This window comes from Actinacidiphila glaucinigra, assembly GCF_900188405.1.
Classification (GTDB): domain Bacteria; phylum Actinomycetota; class Actinomycetes; order Streptomycetales; family Streptomycetaceae; genus Actinacidiphila; species Actinacidiphila glaucinigra.
Genome location: NZ_FZOF01000006.1, coordinates 426,678 through 446,258, shown reverse-complemented (window position 1 = coordinate 446,258; position 19,581 = coordinate 426,678). Strand labels below are relative to the sequence as shown.

At 72.6% G+C, this 19,581-nt stretch carries 23 protein-coding genes; 8 read left to right on the top strand and 15 right to left on the bottom strand.

Annotated elements, in window-relative coordinates:
* Positions 1 to 13: 13 nt before the first annotated feature.
* The gene (locus CHF15_RS15675) at positions 14 to 961 is read left to right on the top strand and encodes a YihY/virulence factor BrkB family protein (RefSeq protein ID WP_245938843.1); all 948 of its coding nucleotides are present in this window, start codon (positions 14 to 16) and stop codon (positions 959 to 961) included.
* A 24-nt stretch (positions 962 to 985) separates the two neighbouring features.
* Here CHF15_RS15675 and CHF15_RS15670 read toward each other — a convergent pair whose 3' ends face one another.
* From CHF15_RS15670 to CHF15_RS15660, 4 genes are all read right to left on the bottom strand, one after another.
* Positions 986 to 1,558 carry a 3'-5' exonuclease gene (locus tag CHF15_RS15670; RefSeq protein WP_089224379.1) on the bottom strand — a complete coding sequence of 191 codons (573 nt, stop codon included), beginning with the start codon at positions 1,556 to 1,558 and terminating at the stop codon, positions 986 to 988.
* Complete coding sequence (locus tag CHF15_RS44395) at positions 1,534 to 2,106, bottom strand: hypothetical protein (RefSeq protein WP_143681574.1); 573 nt, start codon at positions 2,104 to 2,106, stop codon at positions 1,534 to 1,536. The genes CHF15_RS15670 and CHF15_RS44395 overlap by 25 nt, the downstream gene beginning before the upstream one ends.
* A gap of 100 nt (positions 2,107 to 2,206) precedes the next feature.
* Positions 2,207 to 2,425 carry a hypothetical protein gene (locus CHF15_RS15665; RefSeq protein WP_089224378.1) on the bottom strand — a complete coding sequence of 73 codons (219 nt, stop codon included), beginning with the start codon at positions 2,423 to 2,425 and terminating at the stop codon, positions 2,207 to 2,209.
* 257 nt (positions 2,426 to 2,682) lie between these two features.
* The gene (locus CHF15_RS15660; RefSeq protein WP_245938861.1) at positions 2,683 to 4,101 is read right to left on the bottom strand and encodes a D-alanyl-D-alanine carboxypeptidase family protein; all 1,419 of its coding nucleotides are present in this window, start codon (positions 4,099 to 4,101) and stop codon (positions 2,683 to 2,685) included.
* A 224-nt stretch (positions 4,102 to 4,325) separates the two neighbouring features.
* On the opposite strand from CHF15_RS15660, the gene CHF15_RS45455 reads away from it, so the two are divergent.
* The 3 genes from CHF15_RS45455 to CHF15_RS15645 all read left to right on the top strand — a co-directional run bounded on the left by CHF15_RS45455 (position 4,326) and on the right by CHF15_RS15645 (position 6,404).
* On the top strand, positions 4,326 to 4,574 hold the full coding sequence (locus CHF15_RS45455) for an SCO4848 family membrane protein (RefSeq protein WP_089224376.1): 249 nt from the start codon (positions 4,326 to 4,328) through the stop codon (positions 4,572 to 4,574).
* On the top strand, positions 4,571 to 5,866 hold the full coding sequence (locus tag CHF15_RS15650; protein WP_089224375.1) for a metallophosphoesterase: 1,296 nt from the start codon (positions 4,571 to 4,573) through the stop codon (positions 5,864 to 5,866). The genes CHF15_RS45455 and CHF15_RS15650 overlap by 4 nt, the downstream gene beginning before the upstream one ends.
* 133 nt (positions 5,867 to 5,999) lie before the next feature.
* Complete coding sequence (locus CHF15_RS15645; protein ID WP_089224374.1) at positions 6,000 to 6,404, top strand: ATP-binding protein; 405 nt, start codon at positions 6,000 to 6,002, stop codon at positions 6,402 to 6,404.
* Positions 6,405 to 6,447: 43 nt separating this feature from the next.
* Here the strand turns inward: CHF15_RS15645 and CHF15_RS15640 are convergent, their stop codons facing one another.
* The 4 genes from CHF15_RS15640 to CHF15_RS15625 form a co-directional block, all read right to left on the bottom strand.
* Positions 6,448 to 7,167: a TetR/AcrR family transcriptional regulator gene (locus CHF15_RS15640; protein WP_245938842.1), complete on the bottom strand. Its 720-nt coding sequence runs from the start codon at positions 7,165 to 7,167 to the stop codon at positions 6,448 to 6,450.
* Between the two features lie 10 nt (positions 7,168 to 7,177).
* The gene (locus tag CHF15_RS15635; protein ID WP_089224373.1) at positions 7,178 to 7,726 is read right to left on the bottom strand and encodes a thiol-disulfide oxidoreductase DCC family protein; all 549 of its coding nucleotides are present in this window, start codon (positions 7,724 to 7,726) and stop codon (positions 7,178 to 7,180) included.
* Between the two features lie 5 nt (positions 7,727 to 7,731).
* Positions 7,732 to 8,142, bottom strand: a complete 411-nt coding sequence (locus CHF15_RS15630) for a hypothetical protein (protein WP_089224372.1) — start codon at positions 8,140 to 8,142, stop codon at positions 7,732 to 7,734.
* A 129-nt stretch (positions 8,143 to 8,271) separates the two neighbouring features.
* Positions 8,272 to 9,522, bottom strand: coding sequence for an MFS transporter (locus tag CHF15_RS15625; RefSeq protein ID WP_089224371.1), 1,251 nt, complete (start codon positions 9,520 to 9,522; stop codon positions 8,272 to 8,274).
* Positions 9,523 to 9,590: 68 nt separating this feature from the next.
* Here CHF15_RS15625 and CHF15_RS15620 point away from each other — a divergent pair, with 68 nt between their 5' ends.
* Both CHF15_RS15620 and CHF15_RS15615 read left to right on the top strand, forming a co-directional pair.
* Positions 9,591 to 10,118, top strand: coding sequence for a MarR family winged helix-turn-helix transcriptional regulator (locus tag CHF15_RS15620; RefSeq protein ID WP_089224370.1), 528 nt, complete (start codon positions 9,591 to 9,593; stop codon positions 10,116 to 10,118).
* Between the two features lie 143 nt (positions 10,119 to 10,261).
* Positions 10,262 to 10,705 carry a DUF4234 domain-containing protein gene (locus CHF15_RS15615; protein ID WP_089224369.1) on the top strand — a complete coding sequence of 148 codons (444 nt, stop codon included), beginning with the start codon at positions 10,262 to 10,264 and terminating at the stop codon, positions 10,703 to 10,705.
* A 57-nt stretch (positions 10,706 to 10,762) separates the two neighbouring features.
* On the opposite strand, the gene CHF15_RS15610 is transcribed toward CHF15_RS15615, so the two are convergent.
* Both CHF15_RS15610 and CHF15_RS15605 read right to left on the bottom strand, forming a co-directional pair.
* Positions 10,763 to 11,179, bottom strand: coding sequence for a DUF3592 domain-containing protein (locus CHF15_RS15610; protein WP_143681573.1), 417 nt, complete (start codon positions 11,177 to 11,179; stop codon positions 10,763 to 10,765).
* A 261-nt stretch (positions 11,180 to 11,440) separates the two neighbouring features.
* Positions 11,441 to 12,616, bottom strand: a complete 1,176-nt coding sequence (locus CHF15_RS15605; protein WP_245938841.1) for a D-alanyl-D-alanine carboxypeptidase family protein — start codon at positions 12,614 to 12,616, stop codon at positions 11,441 to 11,443.
* Positions 12,617 to 12,795: 179 nt separating this feature from the next.
* On the opposite strand from CHF15_RS15605, the gene CHF15_RS46400 reads away from it, so the two are divergent.
* Together CHF15_RS46400 and CHF15_RS15595 are read left to right on the top strand one after the other, a co-directional pair.
* Complete coding sequence (locus tag CHF15_RS46400; RefSeq protein ID WP_265737397.1) at positions 12,796 to 14,142, top strand: DUF4132 domain-containing protein; 1,347 nt, start codon at positions 12,796 to 12,798, stop codon at positions 14,140 to 14,142.
* A complete protein-coding gene (locus CHF15_RS15595; protein ID WP_143681572.1) occupies positions 14,139 to 15,134 on the top strand; it encodes a hypothetical protein in 996 nt (331 codons plus the stop codon). The genes CHF15_RS46400 and CHF15_RS15595 overlap by 4 nt, the downstream gene beginning before the upstream one ends.
* A 68-nt stretch (positions 15,135 to 15,202) precedes the next feature.
* On the opposite strand, the gene CHF15_RS15590 is transcribed toward CHF15_RS15595, so the two are convergent.
* The 5 genes from CHF15_RS15590 to CHF15_RS15570 all read right to left on the bottom strand — a co-directional run bounded on the left by CHF15_RS15590 (position 15,203) and on the right by CHF15_RS15570 (position 19,281).
* Positions 15,203 to 15,961 carry a succinate dehydrogenase iron-sulfur subunit gene (locus tag CHF15_RS15590; protein WP_018561261.1) on the bottom strand — a complete coding sequence of 253 codons (759 nt, stop codon included), beginning with the start codon at positions 15,959 to 15,961 and terminating at the stop codon, positions 15,203 to 15,205.
* Positions 15,961 to 17,715, bottom strand: coding sequence for a succinate dehydrogenase flavoprotein subunit (gene sdhA, locus CHF15_RS15585; RefSeq protein WP_089224365.1), 1,755 nt, complete (start codon positions 17,713 to 17,715; stop codon positions 15,961 to 15,963). The genes CHF15_RS15590 and sdhA overlap by 1 nt, the downstream gene beginning before the upstream one ends.
* Positions 17,716 to 17,743: 28 nt before the next feature.
* Positions 17,744 to 18,214 carry a succinate dehydrogenase hydrophobic membrane anchor subunit gene (locus CHF15_RS15580; RefSeq protein WP_089224364.1) on the bottom strand — a complete coding sequence of 157 codons (471 nt, stop codon included), beginning with the start codon at positions 18,212 to 18,214 and terminating at the stop codon, positions 17,744 to 17,746.
* Positions 18,215 to 18,222: 8 nt separating this feature from the next.
* Positions 18,223 to 18,603 carry a succinate dehydrogenase, cytochrome b556 subunit gene (gene sdhC / locus CHF15_RS15575; RefSeq protein WP_089224363.1) on the bottom strand — a complete coding sequence of 127 codons (381 nt, stop codon included), beginning with the start codon at positions 18,601 to 18,603 and terminating at the stop codon, positions 18,223 to 18,225.
* Positions 18,604 to 18,729: 126 nt separating this feature from the next.
* Positions 18,730 to 19,281, bottom strand: a complete 552-nt coding sequence (locus tag CHF15_RS15570) for a 2-oxo-4-hydroxy-4-carboxy-5-ureidoimidazoline decarboxylase (RefSeq protein WP_245938839.1) — start codon at positions 19,279 to 19,281, stop codon at positions 18,730 to 18,732.
* Positions 19,282 to 19,581 lie beyond the last annotated feature (300 nt).

The window sequence follows — 19,581 nt, the reverse complement described above, 5'->3', positions numbered from 1 at the left end:
GTAGGCGCGCGGTATGGAATGGCTGACTCGGCTCCCAGTGATCGGACCGTGGCTCGCGCGGCTCATGCGCACCCACGCCTGGCGCACGTACGAGCATCTGGAGGGCGTGCACTGGACGCGGCTCGCCGCCGCCATCACCTTCGTCAGCTTCGTCGCGCTCTTCCCGCTGCTGACCGTCGGCGCCGCCGTCGGCGCGGCGTTGCTGTCCCCCGGTCAGCTGAAGGAACTCGAGGGCAAGCTGGCGGAGCAGGTGCCGGGCATCGCCGACCAGCTCAACATCGGCGGGCTCGTCGACAACGCGGGCACGGTGGGCGCCATCGCCGCCGTCCTGCTGGTCCTCACCGGTGTCAGCTGGGTCGGCGCCCTGCGCGACTGCCTCAGGGCGGTCTGGCACAAGGACGACGAGCCCGAGAACCCGTTCCTGCAGAAGCTCAAGGACTTCGGCGTCCTGGTCGGCCTCGGAGCCGTCGCGCTGGTCTCCGTCGCCTGCTCGGCGCTCGCCGGGACGGCCGTCGGCCGTCTCGGCGACGCCATCGGCCTCGACGAACACGGACCGGGGCGCGCCCTGTTGTCGGTGGCGGGCTTCTGCATCGCCGTCCTGGTGGACCTGCTGATCCTCGCCTATCTGCTCACCCTTCTGCCGGGCGTCACCCCGAACCGCCGCGACGTCGTCGTGGCGAGCCTCATCGGCGCGATCGGCTTCGAGCTGCTGAAGCTGCTCATCAGCGGCTACCTGCAGAGCGTGGCCACCAAGAGCATGTACGGCGCCTTCGGCGTGCCCATCGCGCTGCTGCTCTGGATCAACTTCACGGCGAAGCTCCTGCTGTACTGCGCGGCGTGGACGGCCACCCCGCACAGTGCGGAACTGGCCGCCGACGCAGCGCAGAAGGACCGGAAGGACCCGCCGGGCGAGCCCGCGCGCGGTCGGCCCGAGCGGCCCGAGCGGCCCGAGACCGCCTGACTCCGGGAGGCCGCCCCGGCGGGGTCAGAAGGCCGGCGTCGCCGGCCAGGCGCCCCGCTGCGACAGGTCGACGACGAGTGCGGCGACGTTCCACGCGTCGTCCTCGCCGCGGTGGTGGCGGCCTTCCAGGGGCAGTCCGACGAGCCGGAGCGCCTCCGCCATGCCGGGACGCTTGGTCAGGCGGTGGGCCTGGGTGAAGAGCGTCTTGACGTTGGTGTGCCGGCTGCCGAAGGGGTACGTCGTGTCGATGGCCCGGCACTGGCGGTTGAACTGGTGGCGGTCGTAGTCGCCCCAGCTCGCCCACGGACGCGTCGCCGCCCGGTGCTCGACGGCGAGTAGCTTGCAGGCGTCCGCGAAGTCCAGCCCCGAGTCCACCTCGGCCTGCGTCAGACCGGTCAGTTGGCTGCAGAAGGGACTCACGGCGGAGCGCGCGGGCCGCACGAGAACGCGGTGGCGGGCGACGCGCTCGCCCGCGGCGAGGTCCACGACGGTCAGCCCGATCTCGATGATCTCGCTCACCGAGCCCTGCGGCGGCTCGCCGTCCCAGCACGTCGCCTCGACGTCGATGACGTTCAGGAGTCCCAGGTCACTGTCCATGGCGCGAACCCTACGTCGAGATCAGGCCACTGGTCACTACTGTTTACGCATGCTTTTGTCACTCTGAGTTCGAACCGGACCGCCTCGTCGATGCCGTAGGGCCGAGGTTGAACGTTCCAGCGGTCGGCGAGCATCTCCACCAGCGCCGGCCCGCGGCGCGCAGCGCCCCCCGGGGCCGGGGCGGCCCGGACGGCGATCCGCCGGTCCGGCGGGACCCGCGCGCGGTGGACGGCGTTGCCCATCGGCTCGCTGAGCAGCAGGATCGCGGTGTCGTCGTTCCAACGGCGAGGCCCCACACGAGGGCCTGTTCCCGCGGCCTGGTCCGCGCCCGTCCGACGCCGCGCGGGTGGCGCGAAAACCACCACGCGACAGGGGGAGTTGTCTCGTTCATGGCTCAAAAGTGCAGGCCGCGGCGAACGGCCGGGAGTATCGACGCGAGTTGGCGCGAAGCCGCCGACGTCACGCGCGAGCGACCGGCCGGCCGCGGCCGGCCGCGGGACGACCAGGCCGCCGGCACCGGTGAGTTCGAGCACGCCGAGGAGGTGCATGAGCCAACCGCCGTACCCGCTGGCGTCGAAGCTCCCGCCGGCCTTGGGGCGGGACGGTGGTGGCGGGCATCGCCGGTGGGGCCGCCCGGAACCCGTCGGTTCAGCGCAGGAAATGCGCGGCGGTGAACCATGCGGCGGCCAGCACCAGCACGGTGATCAGGATGTAGCCCACCAGGTAGACCCCGGCGAGCACGGCCGCCGGGGCGGCGATGATCCAGCCGGCACGTCCCGCGGGGGTCTTGGCCCGGAAGGCCGAGCGGAGGCAGTAGGCGACCGCGACGAGCCCCAGGACGAGCCCGATGACCGACAACATGCCCATGGCGTGCTCCCTTCCCGTACCGGATTTCCCTGGTTCCTGGGTACTGGCCGGGCCGTCCGCGCGGCAGGGGGCGGTCGCAGCGGGGCGGGCGCACGAGCCGCACGTGCGCCGTCGAGCGCCCCCCTGGCCGGGGGCATGTGCGCCTGGCACGAGACGACTGCGGCCGGTGGCGGTTGCCACCGGCCGCAGTCGGACCGCAGGAGCGACGGGAACGGTCTTACGGCCGGCATGGCGGATCAGGCCACGCCGTCGGGGAGTCAGACCGGGCGGTCCGCGGTGGCCCCGGTCTTCCCGGTGCCTTCCTCAGCCGTGTCCTCCTTCGGCGTGGCTTCGTCCGTCGCCGCGGCGTCGTCCTCCGCGTCCGCCTCCGGGGCGCCGGCCTTCACCGCGTCCGCCTCCGCGGGCTTCGCGGCCGTGTCGTCGCCGGGCTTGGTCGGGGCGGGGATGGCGGCCTTCGCCGTCCGCTGCGGCAGGGGCCAGCGGCGCCGTACGAGGTAGGCCAGGGCGGCGACGACCAGGACGGAGCCGCCGGTGATCGCGAGGGCCGTCCACGCCCCGCCGCCGCCACCGGAGGAGGCGGGCGCGGCGACCTGCTGCCGGGGCTTCTCGCTGGGGGATGCGGAGGGCGAGGGGGAGGCCGACGCGATGGCGGACTTCGGCGGCACCAGCATGCCGACGGGGGTGACCATGCCGTCCGCCTTGAAGCCCCAGTCGAGCAGCTTCGCCGCCTCCTTGTAGGCCATGTTGTGGCCCTCGCCGGGGTGCATGACGGTCACCAGGAGCGTGCGGTCGCCGCGCTGGGCGACACCGGTGAAGGTGTTGCCCGCCTTGGTGGTGTAACCGTTCTTCACACCCGCGATGCCCTGGTAGGTCGGGATGTCGTAGTCACCGGAGAGCAACCGGTTGGTGTTCTGGATCTCGAAGGTCGAGCGCTTCTTGGTGGCCTTCTTGCCCTTCTTCCCCTTGGTCTTCTTCCACTCGCCGGGGAACTGGGCGCGCACGGTGGAGCAGTACTCGCGGAAGTCCGCGTTCTGCAGGCCGGAGCGGGCGAAGAGCGTCAGGTCGTAGGCGGAGGAGACCTGGCCGGGCATGTCGTAGCCGTCGGGGGAGATCACCGTGGTGTCGTCCGCCTGCAGGTCCTCGGCCTTGCGCTGCATCTCCAGGACGGTCGCGTCCACGCCGCCGTTCATGGAGGACAGGACGTGCACGGCGTCGTTCCCGGAGCGGAGGAAGACCCCGAGCCACAGGTCGTGGACGGTGTAGGTGAGGTTCTCCTTGATGCCCACGAGGCTGCTGCCCGCGCCGACGCCGTCGAGGTCGGAGGGGAGCACCTTGTGGGTCTGCGCCTTGTCCATCTTGGGCAGCACCGTGTCCGCGAACAGCATCTTGAGCGTGCTGGCGGGCGGCAGCTCCCAGTGCGCGTTGTGGGCGGCGAGCACCTGCCCGGTCTCGGCGTCGGAGACGATCCACGACCGCGAGGTGAGCTTCCCGGGCAGGGCGGGAGCGCCGGTCAGCGGGCTGACCTGGGTGCCTGGCTGTCCCAGCCGATCCCCGCCGACCGTCGACATCTGCGCGGGCGGCGTCGGTGTGGCGGACGGGGAGGGGGGCTTCGCGTGCGCGACGGGCGCGGCGGTCAGGGCCGTACCGCCGACGAGTGCGAGGGCGGACAGCACCATGGCGGAACGGCGCGCGGCGCGGGGGGAGGAGTTCGGCACGATGTGAAGTTACAGTCCGTCCGGGACATCCGGCAGGCGTGGGGGGCCGTTCGGGCCGTGACCGATCCCACGTGCCGGATGTGCAACCGGGCGGTGCCCGCGGGCGTCTTGGGCGGCGGCCCGCGCCACGGGCGGCGGGGCGACCCCGGGGGAGGGGGCCGCGCGGCGGCCCGCATACTGGTCGCATGAAGCTCAGCCGCCCCGTGTCCTGGTTCCTGACCGCCTTCGGGGTGTGGAGCTGGATCGTATGGACGACGTTCGTCAAGAACCTGTGGAAGGACGCCAGCGGGCTCGCCTTCGAGGGCGGTGACCACGGCTCGCCCACCAGCTACTTCTGGGTGCACCTGACGCTGGCGGTGACCTCGCTCGTGCTCGGCACCGCGATCGGCGTCCTCGGCGTCCGCGGTCTGAGAGCGCTGCGGGCTGCCCGGTGATCCTCGTGGTGGTCGCCGTCGTCGCGGCCGTCCTGGCCCTCCTCGGCGGGGTGCACTACTACCTGTGGCGCAGGCTGGTCCGCGACGTGTCCGCGCCGGGCGGCTGGTGGCGGCGGACGGGGACGGTCCTGGCGGTCGTCCTTCCGCTGCTGAGCGTGGGTGCGCTGACCGGCGGGCGGGCGCTGCCGCTGGCGGCCGAACGGTGGCTGGCCTGGCCGGGCTACCTGTGGCTGGCGGTGCTGCTCTACCTGACGCTGGCGGTGCTGGCCGGCGAGGCCGTACGGCCGCTGCTGCGGGGCGCGCTGGAGCGCAGGGAGCGGTCCCGGGGCGTGCGGGCCGCCGAGCCCGCCCGAACCGTGGAGCCGGCCGAGCCCTCCGGAAAGGCGGCCGAGGCGTCGCCGGAGCCGCGGCCCGAGCCCGAGTCCGAGCCCGCGTCCGAGCCGCGGCCCGAGCCCGCTTCCGCCGGGCCGACGAGGCGGCTGTTCGTCGCGCGTACGGTCGGCGCCGCGGCGGCCGTCGCCGCGGGGGTGACAGTCGGCCAGGGCACCTACGGCGTGCTGCGCGGCCCGCGCCTGAAGTACGTCACCGTCCCGCTCGCCAAGCTCCCCGCGGCCGCGGACGGTTACCGGATCGCCGTGGTGAGCGACATCCACCTCGGCCCGATCCTCGGCAGGGCGCACACCCGGCGGATCGTGGACACGATCAACGGGGCCCGCCCGGACCTCGTCACGATCGTCGGCGACCTGGTCGACGGCTCGGTGCGGGAACTGGGCGCCGCGGCCGAGCCGCTGGCCCGGCTCCGGGCGCGGGACGGGAGCTATTTCGTCACCGGCAACCACGAGTACTTCTCCGGGGCCGCGCCCTGGATCGACTTCGTGCGCGACCTGGGCGTCCACCCGCTGGAGAACGCCCGCACCGAACTCGCCGGCTTCGACCTGGCCGGGGTCAACGACATCAGCGGCGCGGACCACGACCACGCCCCCGACTACACGGCGGCGCTCGGCGACCGGGACACCTCGCGCGCGGTGGTGCTCCTCGCCCACCAGCCGGTGATGGTCCACGAGTCGGTCCGGCACCACGTCGACCTGCAGCTGTCCGGGCACACCCACGGCGGGCAGCTGTGGCCCGGCAACTACATCGCGGAACTGGCCAACCCCACGGTGGCCGGCCTGGAAACGTATGGCGACACCCAGTTGTACGTGACCCGTGGTGCGGGGGCGTGGGGCCCGCCGGTCCGCGTGGGCGCGCCCTCGGACATCACGATCGTGACCCTCGCCTCGCCCCGGGCCTGAAGGCCGCGCGTCTGAATTTGGCCGGAAACCTCTCACCGAGTGCGAACAATCTGGCACGGAGCGCATTCCCCGCGTCGAAACTGGTAAGGGATGGCGCAACGGAAGGGGGGCGTTCGCTCATGGGGAGAGTGACCTGTTGAGGCGCAGTGCGTTCCGGCTGCCCCGGCATCCGACGTCGGTCGGGCTGGCCCGGCACAGGGTACGTGACCACCTCGAGGGATGGGAGCAGGAGGGCGAGACCGTCGAGTCCGTCGTCCTGGTCGTGTCGGAGCTGGCGACCAACGCCGTACGGTACAGCCCGCTCCTGGAGCGGGAGTTCGAGGTGGCGGTGACCGTGCACTCCGACGGCTCGTGCGTCGTCGAGGTCTCCGACGGCGGTGCCCAGTCCCGCCCCGTGCCGCGCGACGCGGGCGACGGCGACGAGTCGGGGCGCGGCCTGCGGCTGGTGCAGGCGCTCTCGGACACCTGGGGCGTCCGGGAGCGCGGCCGGTACGGCAAGACGGTCTGGGCGGTGCTCGCCGAGCCCGCCGTGGGCTGACCGGGGCGGTGGCCCCCGGCGGGCGCGCGGGCGGCGGGCCGGCTCAGCGCCGGAAGAGGAACTCCGAGAGCAGTTCGCGGATCTCGCGCACGATCGGCCGCAGCAGCCGGTAGCGGGAGAGCCTGAGGATCCGCGCGCCGAGCGGCGCGGTGCGCGCGACGAGCCGGCGGGTGCGCTCGGTGTCGGGGGAGTGGTCGAAGACCCAGTAGACGACGATGCCCATCTGGTACATCCACATCAGTTCGGGCAGCACCTCGGCGAGTTCCGCGTCGACCTTGATGTCGGAGCCGGAGAGCACCCGTTCGTGGATGGAGATGGCCGCGTCGAGGGCCGGGTGCGACTCGGGGGAGAAGGGGCTGAGCGGGCTCGCCGGATCGGCGGCGTTCTTGAAGAACTGCGCGGCGAACTGGTGGTAGGGGCGGGCCACGTCGATCCAGGCGGTCATCACGGTGAGCAGCCGCGCCGCCAGGTCCCGGTCCCCACCGCCGTCCAGGATTCCCCGGACCGCGGCCTCGTGCTCGGCGGCGAGGCGGTCGTAGAAGCCCTGGACGAGGTGTTCCTTCCCGTCGAAGTAGTAGTAGGCGTTGCCGACCGAGACCCCGGCCTCCTTGGCGATGGCGCGCATCGTCGTCTTGTCGTAGCCCCGTTCCTCGAACAGCCGCATGGCCGTCTCGAGGATCAGGGCGCGCGTCTGCTCGCTCTTGGGGGGCCGGGGTGTCCCGGGGATCGCGCCGGGGGCCGTGCCGGGGGGTGCTTCTTCCACGTCCGTGAGCCTAACCGGGCGGGGCGCAGCCGTCCGCGCAGGCGTCGGGGGCGGTGTCCGGGGTGGCGTGCGGGGCGGTGTGCGTCCAGCCCTCCTTGGGGTCGTACGACCAGCCCTCGCCGCTCGTGTACATCCGGCCGCCCCAGCCGGTCGCGGCGGCCCCGCGGCCCCACTGCGCCTCGCGGTAGCGGGCGGCGGCGAGCACGGCGGCCCGGGCGACGGGCGCTCCGGCGCGGGTGCCGAGGCGGTGCGCCATGGGCCGGTACTCGGCCAGGGCCCACAGGCAGACCAGCCAGGCGGCGTCGTCCCGGTAGACCTGCCCCGAGTCCCCGACGACGGTGATCTCGCGCAGCGTCGCGGTGTGGTCCAGCTCCGGGAAGCGGCGCCGGGCCTCCTCGGAGCCGACCGGGACGAGGTCCAGCGGCACGATCTGCCGCTGACGCTCCAGCCAGCGGCGGACGGAGGAGCAGAGCGAGCAGTCGGGGTCGTACAGGACGGTCAGCAGGCGGACCGGCACCGGGGCCGCCGGAGCGGCCCCGGTCGCTGGGGTGCGGTCCATCGCCGTCACGCCCCGGGCCGCGCGGGGGCGGTCCAGCCCTGCGGGCGGACGGGCGGGACCTGCTCGCGGTCCATGACGCCCCGGCGGCGGATCTTGTTGAGGACGTAGACGTTGCACAGGTGCAGCACCCCGAGGACGAGCAGGACGACACCGAGCTTGACCGACAGCGCCTCGAAGAGCTCGCGGGCGTTCCCGACCCGGTCCGCGTTCTTCAGGTACAGCGCCACGAAGCCGAGGTTCACGAGGTAGAAGCCGACCACCAGGAGGTGGTTGACGGCGTCGGCCAGCTTCTCGTTGCCGTGGAGCACGTCTTCGAGGAAGACCTTGCCGGCCCGGCTGAGGGTCCGGGCCACCCACACCGTCAGCGCGACGCTGACGAGCAGGTAGATGACGTATGCGACGACCGTGAGGTCCATGGGTCCCACCCTTTTCGAACGTGTTCAAAACCCGTTGACGATGACTGTAGACCTGTTTTTGAACATGTTCAAGCGAGAAGTGCGGTCCCTCGCGGGGGCCGTGGAGACCGGTGCGCCGTCGCGCCGTCGTCAGCCCTTCGCGGCCCCGCCGCCGGCCGGGACCGGCACGGCGGGCTCCGTGCGGACCACGCCGATCGCCCGCACCCCCGGTACCGCCGCGGTCGCCAGGCAGGCGACCGCCACCAGCGCCGCCGACACCGCCAACGGGAGCCCCGGGCCCCACAGGCCGGTGGCGAGCGGGGCCAGCGCGTAGCCCGCGGGCATCGCGGCGAGCGACAGCAGCCAGTCGTACGAGGTGACCCGGGCCAGCGCCTGCGGCGGCACCTGCTGCTGGACGACCGTCTCCCAGACCGGGGTGAGGTAGCCGAGCGCCGCCAGCGCCAGCCCGTACGCCACGATGAGCAGCGGGGCCGGGGCGGCCAGGGCCAGCAGTGCCAGCGGCAGCGCGTACGTCGCCAGGCCCAGGTTGGCGACCAGTACGGGGCGGCGCGGCCGGGCCCGTGCGGCCAGCAGGGAGCCGAGGACGAGACCGATCGCCCCGGCCTCCAGCACCCAGAACCACACGCCCTCGCCGCCGAGCCGGTGGATCGCCACGGCCGGGCCGAGGGTGGTCAGGACCGCTGCGGCACCGTTCCAGGCGGCGTGCGCGACCAGACTCGTCCAGTACCAGTCGCGCGAACGGACCTCGGTCCAGCCCTCCTTGAGGTCGGCGAGCATTGACGCGCGCGGCAGCGGAGTCCGCTCGACCCGCAGCACCGCCAGCAGGGCGGCGCTCACCGCGAAGGAAGCGGCGTCCAGCACGAAGGCGAGGCCGGGGCCGGCGGCCCAGATCAGCGCGGCGGCGAGGGCCGGGCCGCACAGCCGGGTCGCGCTGTTCGCGACCCCCATCAGGGAGTTGGCCCGCTGCCTCGCCGCCCCGTCGGTGACGGTGCCGGCGACCAGCGGCGACTGGGTCGGCATCGCGAAGGCGGAGGCGGTGCCGCCCACCGCCTCGGCGAGCGCGATGGGGGCCAGCGACGGGTCGCCGCCGAGCAGTTCGAGCCCGACGAAGAGCTGGGCGGCGCAGCGTACGAGATCCGCGGCGACCGCCACGCGCCGGGCGTCGAAGCGGTCGGCCACCACCCCGCCGAGCGGGAGCAGCAGCAGCTTCGGCACCATCGCGCAGGCCAGGACGAGGGCGAGGGCCGAGACGTCGCCGGTCGCCCGGGTGACGGCGATGACCAGTGCGGCGGGTACGACCCCGTCGCCGAGCAGGGACAGCGTGCGCCCGGCGAACAGCAGCCGGAAGCCGCGGAGCCGGAGGGGGTGTGTGGGCGTCATGGCACCGCAATGTATTTCGGTGCCGAACCATTCGCCACCGAAATATATTCCGCCATAGGATTCGGGCCATGGAAGCCGATGCCGACGCCGACACCGAGGACACCGCGGTGGAACGGGACTGGACCGACGGACACGTGGAACGCTGGCTGCCCGTGCTGCCGGACCTCGACCCGGACGTCGAGGGCGCTGTCACCCGCATGAAGCTCGTCACCAGCCATCTGCGCAAGGTCCGCGAGCAGTCGCTGGTCGACTTCGGCCTGCAGCGCCACGAGTTCGACACCCTGCACGCCCTCGCCGGGCGCGGCGGCCGCGCCGCCCCGTCCGAACTCGCCGCCGACCTCGACCTGGCCCCCGCCTCCGTCACCGGGCGCCTCGACGCGCTGGAGGCCCGCGGCCACGTCCGGCGCACCCACTCCACCGCCGACCGCCGGCGCATCGACGTCGAGCTCACCGACGCCGGCCGCGCCACCTGGCTCGGCGCCATGGACGTGCTGGGCCACGAGGAGTACCGGTTGCTCGGCGCCCTCGACGCCGACGAACGCCGGTACCTCGCCGACCTGCTGCGACGCGTCATGGTGGTGGCCGAGGGCGACTGAACACAGGATCCGGGAAGATCCGACATCCTGTGCGAAATTTGTGAGCGTTCCCCGCTGACAGGCTGCCGAACCGCCGAGTAGCTTTACCTTCTCTTCGGCACGCAACCGCTCCGTCACTGCCGAAGGCACGACCTGGGGGCAGCATGTTCAACGAGGACCGCTACCGGACCCTGCCCCACCCGCGGGGGCCCTTCCCGGGTTTCCCCGTCTCCGGGGGCGTGGGGCTCGCCACGCCGTCCGGCGACATGCGCCGCCCCGAGGCCGTCTGGCTGCTGGGGCCGCTGACCTTCGGCGTGTACTGGCTCGTCTGGTACTACCGGGCCAACAAGGAACTGCGGGAGTTCGACCCCGGCATCAAGGTCCGCCCCGCCCTCGCCGTGCTCGCCGTCAGCCTCGGCGCGCTGCTGCTCGTGCCCGCCGTCGTCTCCCTCTACAACACCGGCTGCCGCATCGCCCGCGCCCAGCGCCGCGCGGGCCTCCACGACACGGTCTCCGGCCTCAAGGGACTGCTGCTGGCGCCCGCGTTCGGGCTGACCTCGTTCTACTACCAGGAGCAGCTCAACCAGGTCTGGGTCGCCCGCAACTGACGGCCCGTGCCGCCGCGCGGCCGCGCACCCGGGTTCCCGGCGTGGGGTCCGGCCGGGTCAGATGCTCTCCATGGCCATCCATGCGGCGATGCAGCACAGGGCCGCGCCACCCAGAGCGGCGTACACGTCGCCCGGACTTCTCCAGATCGCTTTGTGCAGGGCGAAGGCCGTCATTGACGTACCGGGATCCGCCGGGTCGTAGATTATGGTCGCGGTCGACTCGCTGGTGAAGCCGGGAGGGAGCGCAATGCTCGAAAAGGTCGCGCGAAAGGTCCTTCCTTCGAGTGTCGTGTAGGTCAAGACGTAGTGAGGCCCGCCATGTTGGCTCCACGTACGGTCCACGCACTCGCCTTCGACCGCGACCCCGTTGCGGGAGACGGCTCTCCTCCTGAGTACCTCCATCGCCGTCAAGCGGACGAGGATCGATCCGAACACGAATATGCAGGCTGCCATGAGCAAGGTTAATGCGTGCATATCTTCTCCAGAGTCAGGAAGTCCGGCGCGATAGCGTAGGCGTAGTCCCGGGTCTCGGGCCACAGCGTGATTCCGCACCGCTCCTCCCACGCGCCGACCGGAGCGAAAAGGTGCCGGGGGAGCACGAGGACCGCCATGAGGCGCCGGAGCGTTCCCGCAGACGCCGCCGCCGCGGCGCTCGCTCGGTTGCCGGCACCGGCCGTCGCCGCCTACGGGACTCCCGCCCGGTGAGCCGCGTGCCCCGGCCGTGGGGCGGCGAACTCAGCGGGCGCGGCTCGAGCCGCGCCCGCGCCGCCGTGCGTCCCCACGGGCCGCCGCCGCGCGCTGCGGCAGCGGGCGGCGCCTGATCGCCAGGACGAACGCCGCGACGGCCGCCACCAGGACGGTCTCCACGGCCGGGCCGATCCACGAGGACCCCTTGGACCCGTCGGCCGCCGCCGGCTGTGGACCGGGGCTGTCGCCGGGCGGGCCGCCGGCCATCGCGCGCTCCTGGCTCAGCGTCGGCACCAGCTCCCCGACCGGCTCGACGCGGCCCACCGCGTCGAAGCCCCAGTCCAGCAGGTCGGCTGCCTCCTGGTACACCTCGTCGTACCCCGACTCCGGGTGCATCACGGTCACCAGCAGCGTCCGCCCGTCGCGCTCCGCCGCGCCGGTGAAGGTGTTCCCGGCGTTGGTGGTGTAGCCGTTCTTCACCCCGATCATGCCGTCGTAGTCGCCGAGCAGCCGGTTGGTGTTCTGGATCTCGAAGGTCTCGCCCTTCTCCCCGGGGAAGCGCGCGACCTGCGTGCGGCAGTAGTGGCGGAAGTCCGGGTTGCGCAGCCCCGCCCGGGCGAAGAGCGTCAGGTCGTACGCCGAGGACAGCTGACCGGGCGTGTCGTAGCCGTCCGGGCTCACGACGTGCGTGTCGTTCGCCTGCAGCTCGCGCGCCCGCGCCCGCATGTCCCGGACGGTCTTCTCCATGCCGCCGTTCATCGAGCACAGCACGTGCACCGCGTCGTTCCCCGACCGCAGGAACACCCCGAGCCAGAGCTGCTCGACCGTGTAGGTGATGCCGGCCTCGATCCCGACCAGACTGCTCCCGGCTCCTATGTCCGCCAGGTCCGCGTGCGTCACCTGGTGCCGCGCCCGCCGCTCGAAGCGGGGCAGCAGCGTGTCCGCGAACAGCATCTTGAGCGTGCTCGCCGGCGGCAGCCGCCGGTGCGCGTTGTACGACGCCAGCACCTCACCGGAGTCGGCGTCCGCCACGATCCACGACAGGGAGTTCGTCTCCGGCAGCCTCGGCGCGCCCACGGCCACCTGCACGCCGTGCCGTCCCAGCCGCGCGCCCCCGACCACGGATCTGCCGGCCGCGACCGCCTTCCCGGCGGGAAGCAGCGCGGCAGCCACGCCGAGCCCGAGGACGGCACGTCGCGGCGGTGTGGGGGGTGTCGCGGCCATGGGGGGACGGTACAAGCTGCGACCCCCCGCAACCGAACCGGGGCCGCCGTCGTGGACGCCGGTCGGCCCAGCGCACCCGGGGTGCCTGCGCCGAACGGGGGAAGCGCGGTGCGTTGTCAGAGGGCGGTCCTACGCTCGGCGGAGATGGGGGACGTGGGGTCGCCGCATGGGGGTGGACGGTGAGCGTGATCGCGTGGGGGGACGTCGAGGGGCCGGCCGTGCCCGGGTACGGGCTCGGGGTGGCGCAGCGGCTGGGCGGGGTCACCGCGGAGCTGGGGATCCGGGACGGGCGGGCCGTGCTGGGGTGGCGGAACGCGACGGGCAAGGCCCTGAAGGGCGCCCCGGCCGTCGTGCGGCGCGACCACGCGGGGGAGTTGACGCGGCTCAGGACGGCCGTCAGGGACATCGACCGGACACTGGCGGCGCAGGCCGGCCGGCTGGACCGGCAGTTCCCGGAGCGGCGCGCCCTGCCGTACGCCGTCTGGCGGCGGGGACTCGCGGACCACCCGCTGCTCGGCACCCTCGCGCGGCGCCTGCTGTGGACGGTCGACGGGGTCGCCTGCGGCTGGGCCGAAGGCGGCCTGCGCGCCCTCGACGGCGAGCCGGTCCCGGTCGGCGGCGGCCGGTCCGTCGCGCTGTGGCACCCGCTGGGGCGCGAGCGCGCGGAGATCACGGCCTGGCGGGAGTGGCTGGAACGGCACGGTGTCACACAGCCCTTCCGGCAGGCCCACCGCGAGGTGTACGGCCCCGCCGACGCCGCACGCCTTTTCGCCACCCCCCACGTCCTGCGGCAGCACCCGTTCGCCGCACTGGCCGCCGCCCGCGGCTGGCGGTACCGCCCGCGCCTGCCCGGCGAGGACACCTTCCCGCACGCCACGCGCGAACTCCCGCGGTGGGGGCTGCTCGCGGAGCTGCCGATCCAGGGCGTGGAGGGGGACGGGGACTTGGCCGGGGACTGCCCCGGTGGCCCCGCGCTCATCGGCACGGACCAGGTGCGCTTCCTCCCGCTGGACGCCCCCGCCTCCGGCAGGCGGGCCGACCCGCTCCCGCTCGCCGACGTCCCGCCGCTCGTCCTCAGCGAAGTGCTGCGCGACGCCGACCTCTTCGTCGGCGCCGCCGGCATCGGCAACGACCCCACCTGGCAGGACGGCGGCCCCGACGGCCGCTTCCGCGCCTACTGGGCGTCCTGCGTCTCCGGCGAACTGACCCCCTGCGCCGAGACCCGCCGCGAGGTGGTGTCCCGCCTCGTGCCGCGTCTGGCCATCGCCGGCCGCTGCGCCGTGGAGGGCCGCTTCCTGCGCGTCCGCGGCGACCGGCACACCTACCGGATCCATCTGGGCTCCGGCGACGTCCTGATGTCCCCGGACGACCGCCATCTGTGCGTCGTCCCGCCCGCGACCGCCGGCGCGGTCCCGGGCCCCCTGCCCTTCGAGGGCGACCCCATGCTGCCGGTGATCCTCGCCAAGGCGCTGCTCCTCGCCCGCGACACGGAGATCACCGACCCGACGATCGTGAGCCGGCTGTGAGACGTGTGCGGACCCCGGATTGCTCGCCCTGGGAGGACCCGGGCCGCATCGACCTCATCGCCCGGCTCGCGGCGAAGGGGGACGTGACCGAGCTGGCGGGGCACCTGCTGTCGGCGGCCGAGTGTGAGGGCCACGCAGCGGTGTCCCGGCTGAGGGCGATGCCCCGCGAACGACGTGTGGCCCTCGCGAGGCTGCTCGTCGAGCGTGCCGACGCGCCCGGCTCCACGCACGACCGGTACGAGCGGGTCATGGTGCTGCTGGCCGCGGTGTCCCGGGGCTTCGTGCACGACGCGTGGTGCGGCGGCTGGCACGACATGCTGGAGGGCATCGCCCGCCGGTCGTACTGGTTCAACTACGGCGACGAAATGCCCGTCGTCGCCGAGGCGCTGCTCGACGCGGGACGTCCTCTGTCGGCGGAGGCCGTGGGGATGATCCGCCGGTGCGCGCACCACGGCCTCGGCTGGGCGGGACTCCTGCTGGACCGCCTCCCCGAGCCGCCCCTCAACCCCGGTGAGCCCTGGTCCGACCGCGTCCTGGCCGAGCTGCCGGAACTCGGCGACCCCTGGCGGCGGCTGATCCCGCATCTGCGCGCCGCGGGGCCGAGCCCCGGCGCCCGCTGGGACCGGGCGGCCGCCGCGGTGCTCGACGGCGTCGGCTCCGAGACCGTACGCCGCACCGCCACCTCCTGGCTCGCCCTCGCCACCCACGGCGGCGGCGCCGAGGCGGGCGCCCACGACCCCTGGAACCTCCCGGCCGTCCGGGGCCTGGCCTGGCTGCTGTCGTCCCCCGCCGCGCCTTCCCACCCGGAGACGGTCCGCGTCCTGGGTGCCCTCGTCGAACGCCCCCCGGTCAAGACCGTCGTCGCCGGAGCCGGCATACGGGCCCTGGCCCGGCTGGACGGCGGCGCCGGCCGGGACGAGCTGCGCAGGCTCGCGGGGCGCGTCGACCACACGGTCACCCGCAGGCAGATCCACCGTGCCCTGACCCCGTGAACGCCCGAGGGCCCCGCGCCCGGTGGAGACCGGGTGCGGGGCCCTCGGGAGAGCCTCGGCGGAGGGGATCAGAAGCGACGCGTGATGAGCGCGCGCTTCACCTCCTGGATGGCCTTGGTGACCTCGATGCCACGCGGGCAGGCGTCGGTGCAGTTGAACGTGGTGCGGCAGCGCCACACGCCGTCCTTGTCGTTGAGCACCTCGAGCCGCTGCTCGCCACCCTCGTCACGCGAGTCGAAGATGAAGCGGTGCGCGTTGACGATGGCCGCCGGGCCGAAGTACTGGCCGTCGTTCCAGAAGACCGGGCAGGACGACGTGCACGCGGCGCACAGGATGCACTTGGTGGTGTCGTCGAAGCGCGCGCGGTCCTCGGCGGACTGCAGGCGCTCACGCGTCGGCTCGTTGCCCTTGGTGATCAGGAAGGGCATCACGTCCCGGTAGGCCTGGAAGAACGGGTCCATGTCGACGACCAGGTCCTTCAGCACCGTCAGGCCCTTGATGGGCTCGACGGTGATGGGCTTGTCCGGGTTGATGTCCTTGATCAGGGTCTTGCAGGCCAGCCGGTTGCGGCCGTTGATGCGCATGGCGTCGGAGCCGCAGATGCCGTGGGCGCAGGAGCGACGGAACGTCAGCGTTCCGTCCATGTCCCACTTGATCTTGTGGAGACCGTCGAGGACCCGCTCCTTGGGGTCGATCTCCAGCTCGAAGTCCTGCCAGGTGGCCTCGTCCGAGATCTCCGGGTTGAACCGGCGGATCCGGAAGGTGACCGTGATGTAGGGCGAGGCCTGGGCCTCGGCCTCGACCTTGTCGAGGGTCGCGGTGCTCATCAGTACTTACGCTCCATCGGCTGGTAGCGGGTCTGCACGACCGGCTTGTAGTCGAGTCGGATCGACTCGGCGCCGTCGGCACCCACTTCGCGGTACGCCATCGTGTGCCGCATGAAGTTGACGTCGTCGCGGTTCGGGTAGTCCTCGCGGTAGTGGCCGCCGCGGGACTCCTTGCGGGCCAGGGCCGAGACCGCCATGACCTCGGCGAGGTCGAGCAGGTTGCCGAGCTCGATGGCCTCGAGCAGGTCGGTGTTGAACCGCTTGCCCTTGTCCTGGACCGACACGTTCCGGTACCGGGCGCGCAGCTCGCCGATCTTCTCGACGGCGGTCTTGATGGTCTGCTCGGTGCGGAACACCATGACGTTGGCGTCCATGGTCTCCTGCAGCTCCTTGCGCAGCTGCGCGACCCGCTCGTTGCCGGTGGAGGCGCGGAGCCGCTCGACCTGGTCGACCACGAACTGGGCCGGGGCCTCGGGGAGCTCGGCGTAGTCGTGGTCCGCCGAGTACTCGGCGGCGGCGATGCCGGCCCGGCGGCCGAAGACGTTGATGTCCAGCAGCGAGTTGGTGCCGAGGCGGTTGGCGCCGTGCACGGAGACGCAGGCGACCTCGCCGGCGGCGTACAGGCCCGGGACGACGGTGGTGTTGTCCGACAGGACCTCACCCTCGACGTTGGTGGGGATGCCGCCCATGGCGTAGTGCGCGGTCGGCTGGATCGGGATCGGGTCCGTGTAGGGCTCGATGCCGAGGTAGGTCCGCGCGAACTCGGTGATGTCCGGGAGCTTGGCGTCGAGCTGCTCCGGCGGCAGGTGGGTCAGGTCGAGGTAGACGTGGTCGCCCTCGGGCCCGCAGCCGCGGCCCTCGCGGATCTCGGTGTAGATCGCCCGGGAGACGACGTCACGCGAGGCGAGGTCCTTCATGACCGGCGCGTACTTCTCCATGAAGCGCTCGCCGTCCTTGTTGCGGAGGATGCCGCCCTCACCGCGGGCGCCCTCCGTCAGCAGGATGCCCATGCGCCAGATGCCGGTCGGGTGGAACTGGAAGAACTCCATGTCCTCCAGCGGCAGACCGCGGCGGTAGACGGCGGCCTGGCCGTCACCGGTGAGGGTGTGCGCGTTGGAGGTGACCTTGAAGAACTTGCCGGTGCCGCCGGAGGCGTACACCACGGCCTTCGCCTGGAAGACGTGGATCTCGCCGGTGGCCAGTTCGTACGCGACCACGCCGGCGGACTTCTTGACGCCGTCCTCCTCGACGAGGATCTGGTCGAGGACGTAGAACTCGTTGAAGAACTCCACACCCTCCTTGACGCAGTTCTGGTACAGCGTCTGGAGGATCATGTGGCCGGTGCGGTCGGCCGCGTAGCAGGCGCGGCGGACCGGGGCCTCGCCGTGGTTGCGGGAGTGGCCGCCGAAGCGGCGCTGGTCGATCCGGCCCTCGGGGGTGCGGTTGAAGGGCAGGCCCATCTTCTCGAGGTCGAGGACCGCGTCGATGGCCTCCTTCGCCAGGATCTCGGCGGCGTCCTGGTCGACCAGGTAGTCACCGCCCTTGATCGTGTCGAAGGTGTGCCACTCCCAGTTGTCGTCCTCGACGTTCGCGAGGGCCGCGGCCATGCCGCCCTGGGCGGCGCCGGTGTGGGAGCGGGTGGGGTAGAGCTTCGTCAGCACGGCGGTGCGGCTGCGCTTCGTCGCCTCGATGGCGGCGCGCATGCCGGCGCCGCCCGCGCCGACGATGACGGTGTCGTACTTGTGGATCTGCATGAGGGGTCGCTTCCCTGTCCAGCCCTGGCTAGCGGATGTTCGGGTCGAAGGTGAAGATCACCAGCGTGCCGAGGATGATGGTGAACGCGGTCGCGGTGTAGAGCACCATCTTCAGCCAGAACCGGGTGTTGTCCCGCTCCGCGTAGTCGTTGATCACGGTGCGCAGGCCGTTGCCGCCGTGCAGCATGGCCAGCCACAGCATGATCAGGTCCCAGGTCTGCCAGAACGGCGAGGCCCAGCGGCCGGCGACGAAGGCGAAGCCGACCTTGGTCACGCCCCCGTCGAGGACGAGCTGGATCAGCAGGTGACCGATGACCAGGACGACCAGGACGATGCCGGACAGGCGCATGAAGAGCCAGCCGTACATCTCGAAGTTGGTCCGGGTGCTGCGCGGGGTGCGCTTGGTCCGGGCGCGCGGCGGCTCGATGACCGGGGCCGGGTTGTCGGGGCCGTAGGCGGCGCTGGAGGAGCTGAGCTCCACGTGGTCGGTTGCGGACATGACTTCGCTCAGCTCCCGAACAGCACTCGTGCGGCGTGGCCGAGGACGGGGTAGATGGCCCCGATCATCAGCACGACCCAGATCCCGACGACGGTCCACAGCATCTGCTTCTGGTACTTGGGGCCCTTGGACCAGAAGTCGACGGCGATGACGCGCAGGCCGTTCAGAGCGTGGAAGAGCACCGCCGCGACCAGCCCGTACTCGAGCAGGCTGACGATGGGGTGCTTGTAGGTGTTGACGACCTTGTCGTAGTCCTCGGGGGAGACACGCACCAGTGCGGTGTCGAGGACATGGACGAACAGGAAGAAGAAGATGAGGACACCGGAGACTCGATGAGCCACCCATGACCACATGCCTTCCCGGCCGCGGTACAACGTTCCAGCCGGCACGGAAAAAACCCTCCGGGAGCGGATGTGGGGCCTGCCGGCTTCGTTGGTCGGTCGGCCCGGCCGGGTACGGTCCACCGGCCCTGGCCATCGTAGCGACGGCTTGTCGGCTACGTCCTGCCGGGTCCTTCAGGTGTGATCGATCCCGCACGTGTGGGTGTACGGGCCGGGAACCCCCGTGCCGCCGAGTGCGTCCCCGAGGGCCAGCCGCGTCAGGCGGGACCGGGTCACCCGGCGCAGTTCCTCGGCGGCCGTGACCCGCTCCTCGTCCGGTTCGTTGCCGAGCCGCTGACGGAGTGACGCCAGCATCCGGTCGAGGGACTCACCGGGGTGCACCCCGGTGAGGGACAGCACGAAGACATGGCCGAAGCGCGCCTCGTACGCGGCCTGCGCGGCGCGCAGCGCCGTGTGCGCGGCGAGGCTGCCGCGGGTGGGGGCGGCGTCCGGCGGGGCGCCCGACGCCTCGGCGGCGAGGGCCTCGGCGAGGTCGGCGGGTGCGAGGTCGTAGGCGGCCTCGTCGGCGGCGGCCAGCAGCGCGTCCAGGTCGGGGTAGGGGCGGTGCGCGGCGACCCGGCGGGCCCAGCGCAGGCTGCCGCAGCAGGTCAGCAGGACGGACTCGGCCGCCCCGGGCGAGGCCTCGTTGAGCCGCCGCAGGCCGTGGGGGAGGCCGGGGCGGGCCACCGGGGCAGGCCGGGGCACCCGGCCGCGCGACTGCGCGGGGAGGTGAGCCGGTGCCCGCGGCGGGACGGCGGGAGTGTCGCTGGACAGCGGTGGGCTCCTGGGAGGGAACGGTGGCGGTGGGGGGAACCGCTGGGCGGCTGCGCGGCGTGAACCACAGTGGGACGACGAGTGACGACCACCGTATCGGCCTATGTTCGGCCCTGTCCGACGGATGCACGAATTTCACTCGTACGGGAACGAAAGTGCACGTCTTCTCCTGGTCCGCGCGGCGAGATTCGCATAGCGGGCATAAATTCGGAT

Excerpts from the sequence above, each read along its gene's own strand:
- CHF15_RS15675 (WP_245938843.1), top strand. The coding sequence starts at position 14 with ATGGAATGGCTGACTCGGCTCCCAGTGATCGGACCGTGGCTCGCGCGG.
- CHF15_RS15670 (WP_089224379.1), bottom strand. The coding sequence starts at position 1,558 with ATGGACAGTGACCTGGGACTCCTGAACGTCATCGACGTCGAGGCGACG.
- CHF15_RS44395 (WP_143681574.1), bottom strand. The coding sequence starts at position 2,106 with ATGCACCTCCTCGGCGTGCTCGAACTCACCGGTGCCGGCGGCCTGGTC.
- CHF15_RS15665 (WP_089224378.1), bottom strand. The coding sequence starts at position 2,425 with ATGGGCATGTTGTCGGTCATCGGGCTCGTCCTGGGGCTCGTCGCGGTC.
- CHF15_RS15660 (WP_245938861.1), bottom strand. The coding sequence starts at position 4,101 with ATGGTGCTGTCCGCCCTCGCACTCGTCGGCGGTACGGCCCTGACCGCC.
- CHF15_RS45455 (WP_089224376.1), top strand. The coding sequence starts at position 4,326 with ATGAAGCTCAGCCGCCCCGTGTCCTGGTTCCTGACCGCCTTCGGGGTG.
- CHF15_RS15635 (WP_089224373.1), bottom strand. The coding sequence starts at position 7,726 with ATGGACCGCACCCCAGCGACCGGGGCCGCTCCGGCGGCCCCGGTGCCG.
- CHF15_RS15630 (WP_089224372.1), bottom strand. The coding sequence starts at position 8,142 with ATGGACCTCACGGTCGTCGCATACGTCATCTACCTGCTCGTCAGCGTC.
- CHF15_RS15625 (WP_089224371.1), bottom strand. The coding sequence starts at position 9,522 with ATGACGCCCACACACCCCCTCCGGCTCCGCGGCTTCCGGCTGCTGTTC.
- CHF15_RS15620 (WP_089224370.1), top strand. The coding sequence starts at position 9,591 with ATGGAAGCCGATGCCGACGCCGACACCGAGGACACCGCGGTGGAACGG.
- CHF15_RS15615 (WP_089224369.1), top strand. The coding sequence starts at position 10,262 with ATGTTCAACGAGGACCGCTACCGGACCCTGCCCCACCCGCGGGGGCCC.
- CHF15_RS15610 (WP_143681573.1), bottom strand. The coding sequence starts at position 11,179 with ATGCACGCATTAACCTTGCTCATGGCAGCCTGCATATTCGTGTTCGGA.
- CHF15_RS15605 (WP_245938841.1), bottom strand. The coding sequence starts at position 12,616 with ATGGCCGCGACACCCCCCACACCGCCGCGACGTGCCGTCCTCGGGCTC.
- CHF15_RS15590 (WP_018561261.1), bottom strand. The coding sequence starts at position 15,961 with ATGAGCACCGCGACCCTCGACAAGGTCGAGGCCGAGGCCCAGGCCTCG.
- sdhA (WP_089224365.1), bottom strand. The coding sequence starts at position 17,715 with ATGCAGATCCACAAGTACGACACCGTCATCGTCGGCGCGGGCGGCGCC.
- CHF15_RS15580 (WP_089224364.1), bottom strand. The coding sequence starts at position 18,214 with ATGTCCGCAACCGACCACGTGGAGCTCAGCTCCTCCAGCGCCGCCTAC.